This is a genomic window from Microbacterium sp. BH-3-3-3, assembly GCF_001792815.1.
Lineage (GTDB): Bacteria > Actinomycetota > Actinomycetes > Actinomycetales > Microbacteriaceae > Microbacterium.
The window spans coordinates 2,670,874-2,688,384 of sequence record NZ_CP017674.1 but is presented as its reverse complement, the minus strand read 5'-3'; the positions used below and the strand labels follow the sequence as shown (position 1 = coordinate 2,688,384).

The 17,511-nt window shown below is 71.3% G+C and carries 16 protein-coding genes; 7 read left to right on the top strand and 9 right to left on the bottom strand.

What is annotated here, in order from left to right; translation table 11 throughout:
- Positions 1–25 precede the first annotated feature (25 nt).
- Entirely contained in the window at positions 26–955 is a 930-nt protein-coding gene (locus tag BJP65_RS12320; RefSeq protein ID WP_070409332.1) for an LLM class F420-dependent oxidoreductase, read from the top strand.
- A 36-nt stretch (positions 956–991) separates the two neighbouring features.
- On the opposite strand, the gene tadA is transcribed toward BJP65_RS12320, so the two are convergent.
- Positions 992–1,447: a tRNA adenosine(34) deaminase TadA gene (tadA, locus tag BJP65_RS12315; protein WP_070409999.1), complete on the bottom strand. Its 456-nt coding sequence runs from the start codon at positions 1,445–1,447 to the stop codon at positions 992–994.
- A gap of 86 nt (positions 1,448–1,533) precedes the next feature.
- Between tadA and upp the strand changes: the two genes are divergently transcribed.
- On the top strand, positions 1,534–2,166 hold the full coding sequence (gene upp / locus BJP65_RS12310) for a uracil phosphoribosyltransferase (RefSeq protein WP_055839143.1): 633 nt from the start codon (positions 1,534–1,536) through the stop codon (positions 2,164–2,166).
- A gap of 81 nt (positions 2,167–2,247) precedes the next feature.
- Here the strand turns inward: upp and BJP65_RS12305 are convergent, their stop codons facing one another.
- A complete protein-coding gene (locus BJP65_RS12305; RefSeq protein ID WP_070409331.1) occupies positions 2,248–5,802 on the bottom strand; it encodes a bifunctional RecB family nuclease/DEAD/DEAH box helicase in 3,555 nt (1,184 codons plus the stop codon).
- Positions 5,803–5,912: 110 nt separating this feature from the next.
- On the opposite strand from BJP65_RS12305, the gene BJP65_RS12300 reads away from it, so the two are divergent.
- Positions 5,913–7,970 carry an NAD(+) synthase gene (locus BJP65_RS12300; RefSeq protein ID WP_070409330.1) on the top strand — a complete coding sequence of 686 codons (2,058 nt, stop codon included), beginning with the start codon at positions 5,913–5,915 and terminating at the stop codon, positions 7,968–7,970.
- A gap of 74 nt (positions 7,971–8,044) precedes the next feature.
- Here BJP65_RS12300 and BJP65_RS12295 read toward each other — a convergent pair whose 3' ends face one another.
- Positions 8,045–8,542, bottom strand: a complete 498-nt coding sequence (locus BJP65_RS12295; RefSeq protein WP_055839151.1) for a DUF427 domain-containing protein — start codon at positions 8,540–8,542, stop codon at positions 8,045–8,047.
- A 106-nt stretch (positions 8,543–8,648) separates the two neighbouring features.
- On the opposite strand from BJP65_RS12295, the gene BJP65_RS12290 reads away from it, so the two are divergent.
- The 4 genes from BJP65_RS12290 to BJP65_RS12280 all read left to right on the top strand — a co-directional run bounded on the left by BJP65_RS12290 (position 8,649) and on the right by BJP65_RS12280 (position 10,776).
- Positions 8,649–8,846 carry a hypothetical protein gene (locus tag BJP65_RS12290; protein ID WP_055839154.1) on the top strand — a complete coding sequence of 66 codons (198 nt, stop codon included), beginning with the start codon at positions 8,649–8,651 and terminating at the stop codon, positions 8,844–8,846.
- Entirely contained in the window at positions 8,843–8,986 is a 144-nt protein-coding gene (locus tag BJP65_RS16615) for a hypothetical protein (protein WP_156458827.1), read from the top strand. Before BJP65_RS12290 ends, BJP65_RS16615 begins: the two co-directional genes overlap by 4 nt.
- Before the next feature lie 138 nt (positions 8,987–9,124).
- On the top strand, positions 9,125–10,069 hold the full coding sequence (locus tag BJP65_RS12285; protein WP_070409329.1) for an aldo/keto reductase: 945 nt from the start codon (positions 9,125–9,127) through the stop codon (positions 10,067–10,069).
- 149 nt (positions 10,070–10,218) lie between these two features.
- Positions 10,219–10,776, top strand: coding sequence for a nucleoside phosphorylase (locus BJP65_RS12280; protein ID WP_070409328.1), 558 nt, complete (start codon positions 10,219–10,221; stop codon positions 10,774–10,776).
- Here the strand turns inward: BJP65_RS12280 and BJP65_RS12275 are convergent.
- The 6 genes from BJP65_RS12275 to BJP65_RS12250 form a co-directional block, all read right to left on the bottom strand.
- Positions 10,764–12,263: an MFS transporter gene (locus BJP65_RS12275; protein ID WP_235561635.1), complete on the bottom strand. Its 1,500-nt coding sequence runs from the start codon at positions 12,261–12,263 to the stop codon at positions 10,764–10,766. The two genes, BJP65_RS12280 and BJP65_RS12275, sit on opposite strands and share 13 nt — an antisense overlap.
- A gap of 137 nt (positions 12,264–12,400) precedes the next feature.
- Entirely contained in the window at positions 12,401–12,583 is a 183-nt protein-coding gene (locus BJP65_RS12270) for a hypothetical protein (RefSeq protein ID WP_055839166.1), read from the bottom strand.
- Between the two features lie 9 nt (positions 12,584–12,592).
- Positions 12,593–15,631 (bottom strand): AAA family ATPase, encoded by a 3,039-nt coding sequence (locus BJP65_RS12265; RefSeq protein ID WP_070409327.1) that lies wholly within the window; start codon positions 15,629–15,631, stop codon positions 12,593–12,595.
- Positions 15,628–16,782: an exonuclease SbcCD subunit D gene (locus BJP65_RS12260; RefSeq protein WP_070409326.1), complete on the bottom strand. Its 1,155-nt coding sequence runs from the start codon at positions 16,780–16,782 to the stop codon at positions 15,628–15,630. The genes BJP65_RS12265 and BJP65_RS12260 overlap by 4 nt, the downstream gene beginning before the upstream one ends.
- 135 nt (positions 16,783–16,917) lie before the next feature.
- The gene (locus BJP65_RS16320; protein WP_082509557.1) at positions 16,918–17,238 is read right to left on the bottom strand and encodes a hypothetical protein; all 321 of its coding nucleotides are present in this window, start codon (positions 17,236–17,238) and stop codon (positions 16,918–16,920) included.
- A 1-nt stretch (position 17,239) separates the two neighbouring features.
- The gene (locus BJP65_RS12250) at positions 17,240–17,449 is read right to left on the bottom strand and encodes a hypothetical protein (protein WP_055839177.1); all 210 of its coding nucleotides are present in this window, start codon (positions 17,447–17,449) and stop codon (positions 17,240–17,242) included.
- Between the last annotated feature and the right edge of the window lie 62 nt (positions 17,450–17,511).

The following is a 17,511-nucleotide window of genomic DNA, read 5'->3' as shown; positions in this document are numbered from 1 at the left end:
CCGCCCGACCATCCCGGAGGCTCCCGTGGAGTACTGCCTGTTCACCGAGCCCCAGCAGGGCTTCTCGTACGACGACCAGCTCGCCTTCGCGCAGTCGGCCGAGCGGCACAGCCTCGACGGGTTCTTCCGCTCCGACCACTACCTGCGGATGGGCGAGGGCGACCCGCTGCCCGGGCCGACCGACGCGTGGACCACGCTCGCCGGTCTCGCCCGCGAGACGTCGCGCATCCGCCTGGGGACCCTGGTGTCGTCGGTGACCTACCGCGTGCCCGCGATCCTCGCCATCCAGGTCGCGCAGATCGACGCGATGTCGGGCGGCCGGGTCGAACTCGGCCTCGGAACCGGCTGGTTCGAGCGCGAACATGCCGCTTACGGAATCCCCTTCCCCGCCAAGCGCTTCGACCTGCTCGAAGAGCAGTTGCAGGTGGTGACGGGCCTGTGGCAGACCCCGGATGCCGAGACCTTCTCGTTCGACGGAGAGCACTACCGTCTCGACGCCGCCCCCGCCCTCCCCCGCCCCGTGCAGTCACCGGTGCCCGTGATCGTGGGCGGCGGCGGGCCGAAGCGCACGCCGGCGCTGGCCGCGCGGTACGCGACCGAGTTCAACATCGGCTTCGTCGCCGAGGAGCAGATCTCGGCTGCCTTCGCGCGCGTGCGCGCCGCCTGCGAGACCGCCGAGCGCGACCCCGCGACGCTGAAGCTCTCGGTCGCTCTGCCGACCATCGTGGGCACGGACGACGCCGAGATCGAGCGACGGGTCGCCGCGATCGGGCAGACCCGTGCGCAGTTCGACAACGGCGCCAACCTCGTCGGGACTCCGGCGCAGATCGCCGACAAGGTCGAGCGCCTGCGGGCGCTGGGCGCCGAGCGGGTGTACTTCCAGCTGTTGGATCTGCGCGACGTCGCACACGCCGATCTCGTCGGCGCCGAGCTGCTCCCCCTGCTGCCCCGCTGACGCACGCTGGCCGCGGGGCGGAGGGCGGGTGCCCGATTACGCGTCGTAGTCGTGCGGGTGTTCGCGCCGGACCTCGAAGAACGCCGTCAACTGCGCGGCGGCTTCGTCCTCGTCCACCCCGCCGACGACCTCGACGCGGTGCGGCAGGCGCCGGTCGCGCAGAAGGTCGTACATCGAACCCGCGGCGCCGGCTTTGGCATCCCACGCCCCGAAGACCACCCGGGGCACGCGCGCCTGCAGGATCGCACCGGCGCACATGACGCACGGCTCGAGGGTCACCACGAGCGTGCAGTCGGCGAGATGCCACGACCCGAGGGCCTCGGCCGCGGCCCGCAGCGCCAGCACCTCGGCGTGCGCCGTGGGGTCCGCCGTGACCTCGCGCAGATTGCGGCCCTCGCCGAGGATCCGCCCCTCGGCGTCGACGACGACGGCGCCGACGGGCACATCACCGTCGACGGCGGCCTCGGCGGCCAGCGCGAACGCGCGACGCATCGCGGAGCGGTCGGCGGCGGTGGGGGTCACGGGGGCTCCGAAAAAACGGACGAGGGAGATCAGGGGAAGCGACTAGCCTTGAGCCTATGCGTGTCCACGTCGCCGACCACCCGCTCATCACCCACAAGCTCACGGTGCTGCGTGACGTGCAGACATCCTCGCCGGTGTTCCGCCAGCTCACCGAAGAGCTGGTGACCCTTCTGGCCTACGAGGCGACTCGCAACGTGCGTGTCGAGCCGATCGAGATCCAGACCCCGGTGACCCTCACTCAGGGCGTCAAGATCAGCGAGCCCCGCCCCATCGTCGTGCCGATCCTGCGCGCCGGTCTGGGCATGCTCGAGGGCATGGTGAAGCTTCTGCCCACCGCCGAGGTCGGCTTCCTCGGCATGGTGCGCGACGAAGAGACCTTCGAGCCCACGACGTACGCCGAACGCCTGCCCGACGACCTGAGCGACCGCCAGTGCTTCGTGCTCGACCCCATGCTCGCCACCGGCGGCTCGCTGGGTGCGGCCATCAACTTCCTCTTCGCCCGCGGCGCGCAGGACGTCACCGCGATCTGCCTGCTCGGCGCCCCCGAGGGCGTCGCCGCCATCGAGAAGCAGGTCGAGGGACACGACGTCACCCTCGTGCTCGGCGCCGTCGATGAGCGACTCAACGAGAAGGGCTACATCGTGCCCGGTCTCGGTGACGCCGGCGACCGGTTGTACGGCACGGCCTGACGCGGTTGCGCAGCCCGATTCGGGGTTGCGAGCGGGCCGGGCTCGGCGCCATCGTCGACGGCGATCGGGCAGCCCGGCCCCTCACTCGACTCCGTCGACCAACCGTGCGAAGGCGCTGAGGCGCGCCACCCCCTCGGGGGTACGCGGAAGGTCGTCGAGCAACGCGGGTGAATACACGACGTACGCCGCCTGCATCGCACGCGAGATCGCGACGTTGATGCGGTTGCGCAGTAGGAGGAACTCCAAGCCACGCGGTGCCTCGCGCCCCGAGGACGCCGCGAGGGTGAGGATGGCGACCGCCGCCTCTTTGCCCTGGAAGCGGTCGACGGTGCCCACGGGGACGTCCGAGAAGCCCGCCGCGGCCAGGGCCTCTTCGACGGCCACCTGCTGAGCGTTGTAGGGCGTGATCACGATGATGTCGTCGGCGCGCAGGGGCCGCGGCTCGTGCACGACGGCCGAATCACCGGCCCCTCCCTCGGCGCCCGTCCATTCGCGGCCGACGAGGTCGGATACGAGGCGTGTGACCTCGGCCGCTTCTTCGGCCGACCAGGTCGAGTTGCCCTGGTGGCGTACCGGGACGACGTGCACCCCGGGTTCGACGCCGTCGAGTCGGCGCAGGGCCGTCGACGGATGGGCGGCCAGACGGCCCTCGTACGACAGCCGCGACACGGGACCCGCGACCGCGGGGTGCAGACGCCGGGTGCGTGCGAGGAAGTAGCCGAGCTCGGCGGGCACCACCTCGGCGCCGTCGATGATCCACCCCAGCGCCGACGTATCGACGGGTTCGGGGTGCGTGCCCTGGCTCACCTGCGGCAACTGCTGCGGGTCTCCGAGCAGCAGCAGTCGCTGCGCGGCCAGCGAGACGGCGATCGTCGAGGCGAGCGAGAACTGTCCGGCTTCGTCGATGACGAGCAGGTCGAGGCTGCCGCGGGGGATGCGCGTCTCGTGGCTGAAGTCCCACGCGGTGCCGCCCACGACGAAACCCTGCGCCGCGTTCTCGGCGGTGAAGGCGGCGACGCCGTTCTTCGGGAGAACCGTGAAGGCATGCGGGACGCTCGGGTCTTTCGGCGCCTTGCCGACCCGGGATGCCGGGACCCCGGCCGCGATGACCTGATCGAGCATGTGCTCGATCGTCGCGTGCGATTGCGCGACGACGCCGATGCGATACCCCCGCTCGGCGACCAGGCGGGCGATGACGTGCGACCCGACGTAGGTCTTGCCGGTGCCGGGCGGGCCCTGCACGGCGAGATAGCTGTGGTCGAGATCGGCCACGCTGCGGGCGATGGCGGTGACCTCGTCGTCGCCCGGGGCACCGTCGACGGCGGTGACAGGTGCCAAGGCGCCGGAACGGGTGCGCGGCGGCACTCGACGCAGGACATCGGCGGCGGCGCCGTCGGGCATCGCCGGGGCGACCGTCAGCACCGCGTCGGCCCACGCGTCGATCGCCTTCTGCTGGTTGCCCGCGCGCGGCGGGGCCGGCGGGGTCAGGGCGAGCGGCAGGTCGTCCCAGGTGACGCCGTCGGCGGCGATCTCTTCGACGATCGCGCCGTCGTCGAGCACCTCGCGCACCGTCACCCGGCGGGCTCCGTGGATCCAACGCGGGCGGGTGTCGAGCGGGAACGGCGCCGGCAGGTCGTAGACGGCGAAGGGCTCGGCATCCGGGCTCAGGCGCGTTCCGGGGGCGAGTTCTCCGCGCAGCTCCACCAGGCGGCGCTCGGAGCCCCGCCCCGACTCGGCGATGTGCCAGTCCGTGACGACCCGCGAGCGGGCGGCGTCGACGACCACGACGTCGCGCGTCTCTTCCCACACCGAGATCGGCTCGCGCAACCGCAGGAAGTGCGTCGCCCAGTAGCTCTTCTCTTCGCGGGGGTAGTAGTCGATCGCGGCGGCGGCGAGGCGCAGCGCTGTCGCATCGCGCGAATCGGCACCGGACTCGACGGCGGCGGCCCACCGCTGCAGGGCGGTCGCCCGGGGCGAAGGCTCGTAGGCCTGCTCGTCGGGATCGGCGCCGTGGGCCGGCACCGCACCGGCCTCGCGCGCCCGGTCGACGAGCCAGTCGCGCAGGCGGCGGGTCGACACGCAGTCGTAGCGGTTGTAGTCGGCGAGGTCGTCGAGCACGCGCTGCGCACCCACCGCGTCGCCGTCGGCCGCGAGCGCCCGGGCCTCGACGTATTTCACGATCGAGTCGTCGCCGCGCTGCACATCGCTCGTGCGCACCTCGTCGCCCATGTAGAGAGGTTCGAGCTTCTTGATCGAGTACGAGCGGGATCCCACGCGCAGGGCACGACGGACCACGGGATAGAGGTCGACGAAGATCCCGTCGCGCAGCAGTCGATCGACGTCGGCTTCGCGCACCCCGTAGGTGGCCGCCATCGTGAGCAGATGGGTGGGCTCGTAGGGGGCGTAGTGGTAGATGTGCATTCCGGGGTACTGCTGACGGCGCAGCGCCACCATGTCGAGGAAGCGCTCGAGCGCGACGCGCTCTTCGTCGAATGTGTGGGCCCAGAGCGCCCCGTAGGTCTCGCGCGTGTCGACCCAACCGAACAGGTAGTCGATGCCCCAGTGCGCGCCGACGCCCTCGGTGTAGAGCGGGTCGCCCTCGAAGTCGAAGAACAGGTCACCGTGGTCGGGGCGCGGCAGCACTCCCAGCGACTTGGGTGCGACGACCTCGTAGGTGGGCACGGCGTGCGCCGGCGTCGCGTCGGTGGGGACGCCCGCCGGGCTGTCGAGCTGCAGTCGCGCCTGGGTGCGAAGCGAGACGAAGGTGTCGGATCCCATGGCGGCCGGGGGCTCGGTCGCGCTGGCGAGCGCGTCGATGGTGGGGATGCCGCCCGCGCGCAGCCGATCGCGCTGCACCGGACGCATGCCGGCGACCAGCAGCAGATCACGGTGCGCGACGACCTCGAGCTCGCAGGTGGCGCAGCGGCCACAGGCCACGACGCCCAGGTCACCCCGCGCGTCGCCCCATTCGATGACCGGGCCGGCGACACCGAGCCCGACGCGGCGGTCGGCGATGAGAGCGCGCAGACGCGTGCGCCGCAGCCCGAAGACCGGCAGCAGGTCGTCGACACGGTGCGTGCTCGTCGAGCCGTCGCCCAGCAGCAGCTCCACGCGGTCGGAGCGCGCGACGCCCAGGCGATCGAGCTGGTCGACGTAGGCGGCGAGCTGCATGAGGGCGGTGACGCGGGCGCGGCGGGCGAGCTTCGTGTCTTGCACGACCCAGGGCCGCGTGCCGTCGGGGCGGGGGTGGGTCTCGCGCACGAGGAAGTCGGCGAAGCCGACGAACTCGTCGGTGGCGAAGGCGGCCTGGTAGACGACCTCGGCGGTGGGGTCGGCGAGGGCCGCGTCGGTGAGGCGCACGGCCTCGGCGAGCGCGACCGCGTCGGAGGAACGCGCGGCGGGGATCTCGCGGACCGCGCCGCCGAGACGGGCCCGGTAGTCGTCGAGCACCCGCAGTTCGTGCGCGGTGCCCAGCTGTGCGGCGCGTTCGAGCGTGGCGTCTGCGGGGTCGTCGACGGGGGCGATGCGGCCGATCTTGGCGTCGATGGCGCGCAGCCACGCGAATTCGCACTCGGCCGCCGCCTTGAGATCGCTGGCGCTCCAGACGATCCGCCCGTCTTGTTCGATGTACCGCATGGGAACCCACGCTAACGGGGACCACCGACATCACGATCCGTGCCTCCACAGGCCGGACCGGGCCGCGAAGGGACTGCCATCGTGTCGGAGGCACCTGACAGACTGGACGGGTGATCACCGACCTGCCGTTCGAGAGCGTCTACCGGCACGGCTTCGCTCGGGTCGCCGCGTGCACGATCCCCGTCGCCCTGGCCGACCCGGCGACGAACGCCGACGCCGTGCTCGACTCCGCCCGCGCGTGCGACGCCGAGGGCGTGGCCGTCGCGGTGTTCCCCGAGTTGTGCCTCACGGGTTACTCGATCGACGACCTCGTCATGCAGGACCCCCTGCTCGACGCGGTCGAGGCGGCGCTCGGGCGTCTCGTCGTGGCATCCGCAGACCTCCTCCCGGTGCTGATGGTGGGCGCTCCCCTGCGGCACGGCAACCGGCTGTTCAACTGCGCCGTCGTCATCCACCGCGGTCGAGTGCTCGGCGTCGTCCCCAAGGCCTACCTGCCCACCTATCGCGAGTTCTACGAGCAGCGCTGGTACGCCCGCGGCGACGACCAGGCGGGCCAGCACATCACCGTCGACGGCGCCACGGTGCCGTTCGGCCCCGACCTGCTGTTCGACGCCGTCGACGTGCCGGGGCTGACGCTGCACGCCGAGGTGTGCGAAGACGTGTGGGTTCCGATCCCGCCGTCGTCGGGTGCGGCTCTGGCCGGAGCCACGGTGCTCGCGAACCTCTCGGGCAGTCCCATCACGATCGGCCGTGCCGACGACCGCACCCTGCTGTCGCAGTCGCAGTCGCTGCGGTGCCTCGCGGCGTACGTCTATGCCGCCGCGGGCCAGGGCGAGTCGACCAACGACGTCTCGTGGGACGGCCAGACGATGATCTACGAGGGCGGACAGCTGCTCGCGACGACCGAGCGCTTCCCCGATGGTCCACGCCGGAGCGTCGCCGACGTCGATCTCGATCGATTGCGTCAGGACCGCCTGCGTCAGGGCACCTTCGACGACAACCGTCGCACGGTCGGCCCGCAGTTCCGCACCGTGTCGTTCGAGCTCGCGCCGCCCGCGACCGACGTCGGCCTGCGCCGCACCCTCGACCGCTTCCCGTTCGTGCCCGACGACCCCGCTCGTCTCGCTCAGGACTGCTACGAGGCCTTCAACATCCAGGTGTCGGGGCTCGTGCAGCGTCTGCGGGCGATCGGCGATCCCAAGCCCGTGCTCGGTGTGAGCGGTGGCCTCGACTCCACCCATGCGCTGCTCGTCATCGCTCAGGCGATGGATCGCATGGGGCGTCCCCGCAGCGACATCCTCACGTACACGCTCCCGGGCTTCGCGACGAGCGAGAAGACCAAGCGCAATGCCATCGCCCTCGCCGAAGCCGTCGGCGCCTCGATCGAAGAGATCGACATCCGACCCGCGGCATCCGAGATGCTCGCCCGCATGGGGCATCCCTTCGCCTCGGGTCAGCCGGTGCACGATGTCACCTTCGAGAACGTGCAGGCGGGGCTGCGCACCGACTACCTCTTCCGTCTGGCCAATCAGAACGGCGGCATCGTCGTGGGTACGGGCGACCTGTCCGAGATCGCCCTCGGCTGGTCGACCTACGGCGTGGGCGACCAGATGAGCCACTACTCGGTCAATCCCGGCATACCGAAGACCCTCATCCAGCACGTCATCCGCTGGGTGATCTCGGCCGGCGAGCTGAGCGCGGACACCGTCGAGGTGTTGCAGGCCGTCCTCGACACCGAGATCAGCCCCGAGCTCGTCCCGGCCGGTCAGGACGGGCGCATGCAGTCCACCGAAGACCGCATCGGTCCGTATAACCTCCACGACTTCACGCTGTACCACGTGCTGCGATTCGGGTTCCGTCCGTCGAAGGTCGCGTTCCTCGCCGCGCACGCCTGGAAGGATCCGGATGCGGGAACCTGGCCCGCGGGTTATCCCGAGGGTGAGCGGCCGGCGTACGACCTGGTGACGGTCGCGCGGTGGCTCGAGGTGTTCCTGCAACGGTTCTTCGGATTCGCGCAGTTCAAGCGCACGGCCATCCCGAACGGCCCCAAGGTCTCTCCCGCCGGTTCACTGTCACCGCGCGGCGATTGGAGGGCGCCGTCCGACGGCAACGCGCGGGCCTGGCTCGCCGACCTGCACGCCGCCGTTCCGCAGGCGTTCGGCAGCTGACGCGGTCTCTCCGCTCAACGAAGCCGGTCACTCCGTCATCGGTATAGCGGAACGCGGGCGCGGGTGACCCCGGGTCACCAGCCCATCGACCCCGGAACACCCTTGAACGGGCCGGCGAGGTCCTTCGTCACCCACCCGCCGTAGAAGCCCCCGGGTTGCGGCTGCACCGTCTCTCCGCCCAGCACCACGCGGTCCAACGGCCCGGCGTAGACGGCCACGCGGTCAGCCAGCATCTCGTACCCCGGCATGGGGTTCGGATAGTTCCACGCCGCGCGTGCGGCCACCGCTCCCCCACCACCGTGCACGTCGAAGTAGCGCGCTCCGCCCTTGTACTCACAGAACGACGCGCCCTCGCCCAGGGTCAACGCCTCACCGAAGGCGGCGATCGGCAGGTAGTAGACGGGCGGGTGGCTCGTCTCGAGCACGCGGACGACGTCATCGGTGTCGACGATGCGCACCCCGCCGAAGTCGATCTGCACGCGCTTTCGCACGGTCTCGACGCGAGGCGGGCGGGGGTAGTCCCACACGGACTCCTGGCCGGGGCGGACGGGATCGGGAACGGGGCGCGCCATATCCCTACGCTACGCCTCGGGGCGGGATGCGGATCGAGATCTGATCGTGCGTTCGCCGTCACGGGAGACATCCGGCTTTTCGGTAGCCTGGGAGCAGGGGGTCGACGTGAGCGAACAGAAAGTCACAGACGGCGGGGGCAGGTTCCGCGTCTACCAGGTGAGCGGCATCGTGCTCGCCGTCCTCTTCCTCGCGCTCGGCGTCGCCGCGTTCCTCGCCGGCGGCGGCCCCATCATCGCCGCCATCGCCGTCATCGGAGGTCTCACCGTGCTTGTCGTATCGATCGTGACGATGGTGCGCTCGTGAGCGTCCCCGATGGCTCCGACCGCCCCGACGGCAAGAAGAAGTACCCGACCGGCACGGTCGTCATCTGGATCGCCGGTGCGGGGATCGGCCTCTGGCTGCTCATCAGCGGCCTCATCGGCATCCTGTCGGGCGGTTCGTGAGTCGGCGGGGCTGAGCTCGCTCCGCTGAGCCCCGGGCCGGCCGCCCCTGCCGCGCGGCGGGTCACGGCGCGTCGAGGGAATGCCCGCTGCCGAGCATCGTTGTCCCTGAGGTCAACGAACCTCGACAGGAAGGGCATCATGACGCGCCTTGGACGCAGCGACCTCGACATCCTCCCCCTCTCGCTCGGCGGGAACGTCTTCGGTTGGACCGCCGACCACGACACCTCGTTCGCCGTACTGGACGCCTTCCATGCCGGGGGCGGGAACTTCATCGACACGGCTGACGGCTACAGCGCGTGGGTCCCGGGCAACTCCGGCGGAGAGAGCGAGACGTTGATCGGCGAGTGGCTCGCGTCACGCAAGCCGTCGAACGTCGTCGTCGCGACGAAGGTGAGCACCCACCCCGACTTCCGCGGCCTGTCGGCGGCGAACGTGCGCGCGGCGGCCGAAGCCTCGCTGCAGCGCCTGGGTGTCGACACCATCGACCTGTACTACGCCCACTTCGACGACGCCGAGACCCCGCTCGAAGAGACCGTGGCCGCCTTCGGCGACCTCGTGTCCGACGGTCTCGTGCGCCACGTGGCCGTGTCGAACTACACCGCCGAGCGCATCCGCGAATGGGTCTCTCTGGCCGAGGCCTCGGGCGTCGCCCTGCCCGTCGCCATCCAGCCGCACTACAACCTCGTGCACCGCACCGACGTCGAGCGCGACATCGTGCCGGTCGCCGAGCAGTACGGCATGTCACTCGTGCCGTATTTCGCCCTGGCCAGTGGCTTCCTGACCGGCAAGTACCGGACGGCGGATGCCACGGGCGACTCGCCCCGTGCCGAGGGCGCCGCGAAACTCGCCACCCCCGCCGGCCTCGCGCTGATCGACGCGCTCGAGGAAGTCGGACACGCCCACGGCGCTTCCATCGCGACGACCGCGCTGGCGTGGCTGCGCGCGCAGCCCGCGGTGGCCGCCCCGATCGCCAGCGCGTCGAAGGTCGAGCAGGTCGCCGATCTGCTCGCGAGCGCGCGCCTCGAGCTCAGCGCCGACGAGCTCGCCCACCTGTCGCGGGCGTCGGACGCCGCGCAGGACTGACGTCGATCGCAGTGAGGCCCCGGCACACACCGTGTCGGGGCCTCGCTGCGTCTTCGGACCCCGGCGGTCGGGCGACGCCCGAGCGCGTCATCCTCGTGACGTCATCGTCGTGACGTCATCGTCGTGACGTCATCGACGACAATGGAGGGGTGAAGCTCCTCGTCGCCGCCCATGTGTCCGAACTCGTCGCCTTCGAGGAGGACATCCCCGGCTTCACCCGGCTGCTGACGGGCGTGGGGAAGATCCCCGCGGCCTACGCCCTCACACGCGCCCTTTGCGAGGGCGACTACGACGAGATCGTCGTCGTCGGCACGGCGGGGGCGATCGACGATGACGTTGAGGGGGGCATCTACGAGATCGCCGGAGCCATCCAGCACGACGTGAAGGGGCTCGACGGGACGTTCGGCGAGCACGTGTCACTGCCGACGCGGGTGGACACCGGCGCCGAAGGGCTCGTCATCGCCACCGGCGACCACTTCGTCGACGACGCCGAGGCGGTTCGGCTCATTCGCGGCCTCGGAGCGCGGCTGGTCGACATGGAGTCGTACGCGCTCATCTGGGTCGCGCAGCAGTTCGACGTGCCGATCCGCATCCTGCGGGCCGTCTCGGACCGCGCGCAAGACGGCGCGACCGAACTGTGGGATGTCGTCGTCGAGCGCTGCAGCCACGAGCTGCGCGCGAAAGTCGGCGAGCTCTACGGGGTCTGAGACCCCGAGCGAGCCCGACCCGCCAGATCGCCGACGCCCACGATCAGCGCGATACCCAGGAAGACGCCCACGGTGATCATGCCGGACGCGTAGGCGTCGTGGTAGACCACCGTCATGTCGGCGGTGTCCTGCTCGCGATAGACCGTCGCGTAGAAAAGTGCGAGCGCGATGGCCGTGCCCACGGCGGTGCCGATGCGTTGTCCCAACTGACCCACCGAGCCCGCGACACCCCCGCTGGTGACGGGAATGTCGGCGAGCGTGAGGGTCTGATTGGGCGAGATCACCAGACCGCCGGCGAACCCGCCGACGACCATCACCCCGGCCATCGCCCACGGCGTCCACTCGGGTGCGGTGAACAACGCGACCAGCACGAGACCGGCGGCCGTGGCGACCATACCCAGGATGCCCCACACCACCAGCGGGCGCCCCAGACGCGTGACCAGATTGCCGCCGATCCACGAGCTCCACGCCGATGCGACCGCGAACCCGATCGTCACCATGCCCGCGAACACGGGTTCGAGTCCCAGCCCGCCCTGCAGGAAAAGGGTGCCGAGCAGGAACATCGCGGGGATCGCAGCGAAGTACGCGGTCGAGATCAGCACACCGTTCCGATACGACGACAGACCGAAGATCGAGAACGGCATGAGCGGCATCCCGCCCCGATCCGCGTACCGGCGCTCCCAGAACACGAAGCCGGCGGCGAAGACGACCGACACCACGAGCAGCCACCAGCGGCGGGGATCATCGCCGGGCGCACCCGTGGTGAAGAGGAACGGCCACATGAGGGCCAGGATCGTGAGAGCGAACAGCAGCACGCCGACGGGATCGAGGTCGAGCTTGCGACGCGACTTGGTGCGGGTGTCGGGCAGCAGCCACGCGGCCAGGGCGATGACGATCGCGACCAGCGGGATGTTGATCCAGAAGATCAGACGCCAGCCGTCGGTCTCGCCTCCCAGGGCGATGAGCAGACCGCCGAGCGTGGGACCGAACGCGGTGGCGATGCCGATGGTGGCCCCGAACAGTCCGAAGGCGCGACCGCGTTCTTTGCCCTGGAACAGCTGCTGCACCAGCCCGAGGACCTGCGGCATCTGGATGCCGGCGGCCACCCCCTGTAGCAGACGAGCGACCAGCAGCACTCCGGTGTTGGGGGCGAGGGCGCACGCCAGGCTCGTGACGAGGAACAGCGACAGGCCGACGAGGAACAGCACGCGCCGGGAGCGCAGGTCTCCGAGACGACCGGCGGGCACCAGCACGAGACCGAAGGTGAGGATGTAGCCCGACACCACGAGCTGCAACTCGGTCGGCCCGGCGTTCAACGCCGCCTCGATCGAGGGCAGGGCGACGTTCACCTTGGTGAGGTCGAGGATCGTGAGCGCGGCGACCGCCACGGCGACCCAATAGGCACGCCAGCGATGCTTCGACGACAGGACGATATCGCGCGTGGGGGGATGGGCGGAGCCCGAGGGGGCAGGGGGCTGATCAGACATCGCGTGCCACGCTACTCCGGGGGTCGGACACGACGGTCGGGCTTGCATCGACCGTCTCGCCGGCACCGTGATCTCGGACGATCTCGCTCGGCGGGCCGCCGGCGCCCGAGGACCGGGGCGCCGAGCGTTCCGCGCGCTCAGTCGATGTCGCGACGGGCGAAGACCGCGCGCAGGATGAAGAAAACGATCACCGCGACGATCGCCACGGCGACCACCCGGAACGCGAACGCGAGGATCGACAGGAGGATGTTCACGACGACCCAGGCGATGACCACGGCGACGATGACGCCGAGGATGGTCCAGAGGGTGCTCTTGCGCATGTGACCAGCCTAGGCGGGGAGCAGGGCGGCATCCTGGGAGATGACGCTCGGTCCCCTCGGTGTCGCGGTCACCTGCAACTGCGCGGGCAACTGGTCTCTCATCGACGCCACGTGGCTGATGACGCCCACGGTACGGCCGCCTTGCCGCAGCTCGTCGAGGGTGCGCATGGCGAGATCGAGGGTGTCGTCGTCGAGCGAGCCGAAGCCTTCGTCGATGAAGAGGGTGTCGAGCCGGATGCCCCCCGCCCGGGCCGTGACCACCTCTGCGAGCCCGAGGGCCAAAGCGAGCGACGTCAGGAAGGTCTCACCGCCCGAGAGCGAGTGCGGCGGACGGCACTGGCCGGTGAAGGCGTCCATGATCTCGAGCCCGAGCCCGCTGGCGGCCCCGCGGGCCGCGAGCGCGTCGGTGTGCTGGAGTCGGTAGCGGCCCGACGACATCTGCTCGAGACGCAGGTTGGCGGCCACGACGATCTCTTCGAGCTCGGCGGCCAGCACGAAGGTCTCGAGCGTCATGCGGCGGGTGTTCGGGGCGCGCCCGGCGAGGGTGTCCGCCAGACGGGCGACGACCGCGTGCTCTTCGGCCAGCTCCGCGATGGCCGAGTGTCCGGCATCGGCGCGCTGGGCGAGGCCTCGCAGACGGTCAGCGAGAGTCCGCGCCTCGGCGTGCGCGGCGGCGGCCTGCTGCACGGACTCGCGCGCCTGCCGCACGGCGGCGGTGAACGGCGCGAGATCGAGCGGCTCGTCGCTCGCGTCGACGAGCGCCAGTTCCAGGTAGAACAGGCGCTGACGGGCGGACGCGATCGCCGTCGCGTGCTCGGCGACGAGCGCGTCGAGACGTCGGCGGTCGGCGGCGGGCCGCAGGGCGCCGACGACCGCGTCGATGTCGTCGAACGAGGTGTCGGCCACGAGGTCGTCGAGGGTCGTCCGGGCGTCGAGGTGCGCGGCCCGCGCGGCGACCAGATCGGCGCGCGCGGTCAGCAGGTCGCGCACCGCCGTCCGATGCGACCGCAGGTCGTTCTGTCGCTCGGTGACGGTCGCGAAGTCGCCGCGCGCGCGACGCACGTCGTCGCGCAGGGCGTCGCCTCGCTGCTGCGCGAGGGCGGCATCCTGCCGCGCCGTGGCGAGGTCGGCCGTCAGGCTCTCGATCCGCGCCGCGATGGCGACGTCGATCTCGACGGCACGCGCCCGCTCCGCCTGAAGATGCTCGAGGTCGGCGACGTCGGCGAGAGCGCTCGCGAGCACGGTCTCGGCCGTGGCGAGGCGGTCGGTCAGGGTCGCGACGCTGTCTCCTCCCGCCCGAGCGGCGGCGAGAGCGTGGTCGTCGCGGGCGATCCGGGCGGCGTCGGAGGCGAGCCGGTCGGCGTCGACCGCGGCGTTCTTGCGATCTTCGGCGGCGGCGATCTGCTCGTCGGTGACCGAGGCGTCGCCGCCCACGGCGGGGGCCGGGTGCTCTCGGGAGCCGCAGACGGAGCACGGTTCTCCGTCGACGAGCTCGTGGGCGAGTTCTGCGGCGGCGCCCGCCAGGCGACGCCGCAGCAGCGTCGTCCACGCGTCGACCGCGCGCTGCAGATCGTCGGCGCGGACGAGAGAGGAGAGGTCGGCCTGGTCGCGCTGTTCGAGCAGTCGCGACGCCTGGTGAGCGGCATCCAGCCGACGTCGAGCCTCGTCGCGAGCTGCCAGCGCGGCCTGTCGCCGGTCGGGGGCGCCCTGGAGGGTGGTGAGGCGCTCGTCGAGCGTCTGGAGCAGATCGGGCACCTCGCGGCGCCCGTCGACGAGGGCGTCGCGCTCCCGCTCGAGCGTCTGCACGCGCGCGGTGGCCTGTGCGACCGCGGCGTCGGCGTCGACCAGTTGCTGCTCGGCGACACGCGCGGCCTCGGCCTGGGCGAGCAGTGCGGTCAGCTCATCGTCTCGTGCGGCGAGGGCATCGTCGGTTCCGGCGTCGCCTTCCCCCACGGCGCGCGCACGGTCGAGGGCTGTCCCGTGACGCTTCTCTGCGGCGGTCACCGCGGTCGCGGCCCGCTCCGCGGCGTCGACCGTCGCCCGGAGCGCCTCGGCCGCGGCCGCCGCGGCCGCTTCGTCGCGCGCGCGCTCGACCGCGTCGCTCTGCGCCTCGAGGGTGGCGAGCTCCCGGCGCACGCGCACGCGGTCGCGCTGACGCTCGTGCAGCGTCGCGGCCTCGCGTTCCGCCGTGAGAGCCGCATCGAAACCCGCATCGGCCGACTCTCGATCTCGGGCGAGGGTATCGACGAGGTAGGCGGCCCTCTCGACGGCGCGGACGACGAACGCCAGCCTGTCGGCGACGGCGCGGGGGGCGTCGTCGGACGCCGGGGAATCGCCGGACGACGACGTGACCTCGGAGTCGGGGGCACCGCCGTCGAGTTCCGCCGCCAGACGCTCGGCCTCGTCGAGGAGGGTCGAGACCTCGATCCCCTCGGCGGCGAGGCGCACCTGGGCGCGCTTGCGACGTTCGTCGAGATCTGCGGTGTACTGCTCGAACGAACGCGTGCCGAACAGGGTGCGCAGCAGCGTCAGTCGCTCGTCGTTCTTGGCCAGGAGGAATCGAGCGAAACGGTTCTGCGCCAGCAGGATGACCTGGAGGAACTGCTGCTGACTCAGCCCCACGATCTCGTCGAGGCGGGTCGCCACGTCGACGGGGCGGGCCGCGACGCCGGTCCAGCCCTGCGGGGTCTGCACCTCGAGAAGGGCGCGGTGCGGCTCTTTGGTGGTGCCGCCGCCACGACGCTTGGGCCGCTCGAACTCGGGCGAGCGGGTGATGCGCCATCTCTCGCCGTCGGCGCTGAACTCGAGCGTGACGCGCGTCGGGTCGTCGGGGGTGCAGTGGTCGCTGCGCAGGCGCCGTTCCGCTCCGTCGTAGCGGGGAACGCCCCCGTACAGGGCGTAGCAGACGCCGTCGAGCACGCTCGACTTGCCCGCCCCCGTGCGCCCCGTGATGAGGAAGATGCCGTCGTCGGCGAAAGCGTCGAAGTCGACCGCCTGCGTGTCGAGGAACGGGCCGAAACCCTCGAGTTCGAGCCGGTGGAGCTTCATGCGCGTGCCTCGGAGACCGCCCGGGTGTCGAGGACCTCGCGGATGAGGGATCGCTCGGCCTCGGTGGCGCCCTCGCCCTCGCGCACGTGAGCGAGGAACGCGTCGATGACCTCGGCGTCGTCGCGGGCCGCCCGCACGCGTCTCGCGTAACCGACGCCGTCGTCGGCCCGGGTCTCGGCCGGAACGTGCGCGACGGTGGCGCACCACGGGAATCGTGCCTGCAGCCGTCGCATGGGATCGGGCTGAGGAGTCGCGTCGGTGTACTCGGCGCGCACCCAGTGCTCGTCGTGGCCGTTGAAACGTTCGTCGGAGAGGAGGTCGTCGAGGGGGGCACGCAGGGTGACGAGGGGGCGCGGAACGGGCAGGTCGAGCCACCGCACCTCTGCGAGACCGTCGCCGTCGAGCTCGACCAGCCACGAACCACGCGGTTTGCCCGCCTCGCCGAAGCTGTAGTGCACCGGTGCTCCCGCGTACCGCACGCGATCGGACAGCTGCTGCCGGCCGTGGATGTGCCCGAGCGCGACATAGTCGGGCCCGTCGAAGGCCGAGAGGGGAACGACGTCGAGGCCGCCCTGACGGGTCTCGCGCTCGACGCCGGGGGTGGCCTCCACTCCCGCGGCGAAGCAGTGCGCCGCTACGACGGAGCGGCCGCCGCGTTCGGCCAGATCGTCGCGCACGAGGTCGAGGGCGTGCGCCATCGTCTGCGCCTGGCTGCGCAGCTCGACGCCCTCCCACAGGTGACGCACGATAGCGGGTTCGAGGTAGGGGATGCCGTAGATGTGGACCGGCCCGTGCTCGTCGTGCACGGTGACCGGCGTTCCCACCGACAGCGGATCGGTGACGACGGTGATGTCGTCGCGCAACAGCGCCGATTGGAAGCCGAGGCGGGCGGCGGAATCGTGATTGCCGCTGGTGACCACGACGCGGGCACCCGCGTCGGTCACCGCCGCCAGGGTGTGGGACAGGAGCGGGTAGCACGCGGCTGCGGGAGTGGCCGAGTCGAAGACGTCGCCCGCGACGATGACCACGTCGACGTCGTTCTCGCGGACCTGGACGACGAGGGCATCGAGCACGCCGCGCAGGGCGTCGAGCGTCGAGTGCCCGTGGAACGATCGCCCGATGTGCCAGTCCGAGGTGTGCAGGATGCGCATGCAGACACGGTACGTCGCACCTCCGACATCGGCTCGCAGCAAACGCCTGCCTGCGGTGACGACTCAGCAGAACCAGGGCGTCGCGAAGACGGCGCCCGCCCCGGGGTCACCGGGGCGGGCGCCGTCGATCGGTTGTCAGGCCCCGTTGACCTCGGCGACGAGGGCGCGGATGCGGTCGTCTCCGAGATCGAGACCGATGTCGGCGAAACGCTGACGCAGGACGTCGGCGACGCGCTCGTCGCTCTTGCCGCCGACGTCGGCGCGGGTCTGGACCACGACGCCGGCGATGCGGGCCTCGTCGTCGGTGGGGTGGGTGTCCATCATCGGCTCCGACTGCTCGTCGGGGCGCGCGGGACGCTTGCTCTCCTCGTGCACGGCACCGCCCACGGAGTCGGCGGGCGACGCGCCACCGTCGGGACCGGCGGAAGGTTGCGGGGCTCGGGTCTCGTCCGACATGTCAGTCCTCCGTGCTCAAGTCGGGGTCGATGCCCTGGCTGGCGGCATCCCCCTCGATCGGGTCCGAGGGCTCGGCGTCGTTGAGGCGCGGCGAACCCTTCGCGTTCTCGTTCTGCTGAGCGGTCTCGCCGTCGGCGACGGCACCACTCTCCCAGCCACCGGGCGGGTCGGCGTTGATGACACCCTCGGGCAGGTCGCGGTCGTCTGTCATGACTTCCCCTTTCGACCTCTCCAGCATCGCGGCGCCACCGTCCCCCGCAGCGGGGGTTGACG

Bases quoted from the DNA above. Each gene is read 5' to 3' on its own strand.
- tadA (WP_070409999.1), bottom strand. From the start codon at position 1,447: ATGCGTCGCGCGTTCGCGCTGGCCGCCGAGGCCGCCGTCGACGGTGAT.
- upp (WP_055839143.1), top strand. From the start codon at position 1,534: ATGCGTGTCCACGTCGCCGACCACCCGCTCATCACCCACAAGCTCACG.
- BJP65_RS12305 (WP_070409331.1), bottom strand. From the start codon at position 5,802: ATGCGGTACATCGAACAAGACGGGCGGATCGTCTGGAGCGCCAGCGAT.
- BJP65_RS12295 (WP_055839151.1), bottom strand. From the start codon at position 8,542: ATGGCGCGCCCCGTTCCCGATCCCGTCCGCCCCGGCCAGGAGTCCGTG.
- BJP65_RS12285 (WP_070409329.1), top strand. From the start codon at position 9,125: ATGACGCGCCTTGGACGCAGCGACCTCGACATCCTCCCCCTCTCGCTC.
- BJP65_RS12275 (WP_235561635.1), bottom strand. From the start codon at position 12,263: ATGTCTGATCAGCCCCCTGCCCCCTCGGGCTCCGCCCATCCCCCCACG.
- BJP65_RS12270 (WP_055839166.1), bottom strand. From the start codon at position 12,583: ATGCGCAAGAGCACCCTCTGGACCATCCTCGGCGTCATCGTCGCCGTG.
- BJP65_RS12265 (WP_070409327.1), bottom strand. From the start codon at position 15,631: ATGAAGCTCCACCGGCTCGAACTCGAGGGTTTCGGCCCGTTCCTCGAC.
- BJP65_RS12260 (WP_070409326.1), bottom strand. From the start codon at position 16,782: ATGCGCATCCTGCACACCTCGGACTGGCACATCGGGCGATCGTTCCAC.
- BJP65_RS16320 (WP_082509557.1), bottom strand. From the start codon at position 17,238: ATGTCGGACGAGACCCGAGCCCCGCAACCTTCCGCCGGTCCCGACGGT.
- BJP65_RS12250 (WP_055839177.1), bottom strand. From the start codon at position 17,449: ATGACAGACGACCGCGACCTGCCCGAGGGTGTCATCAACGCCGACCCG.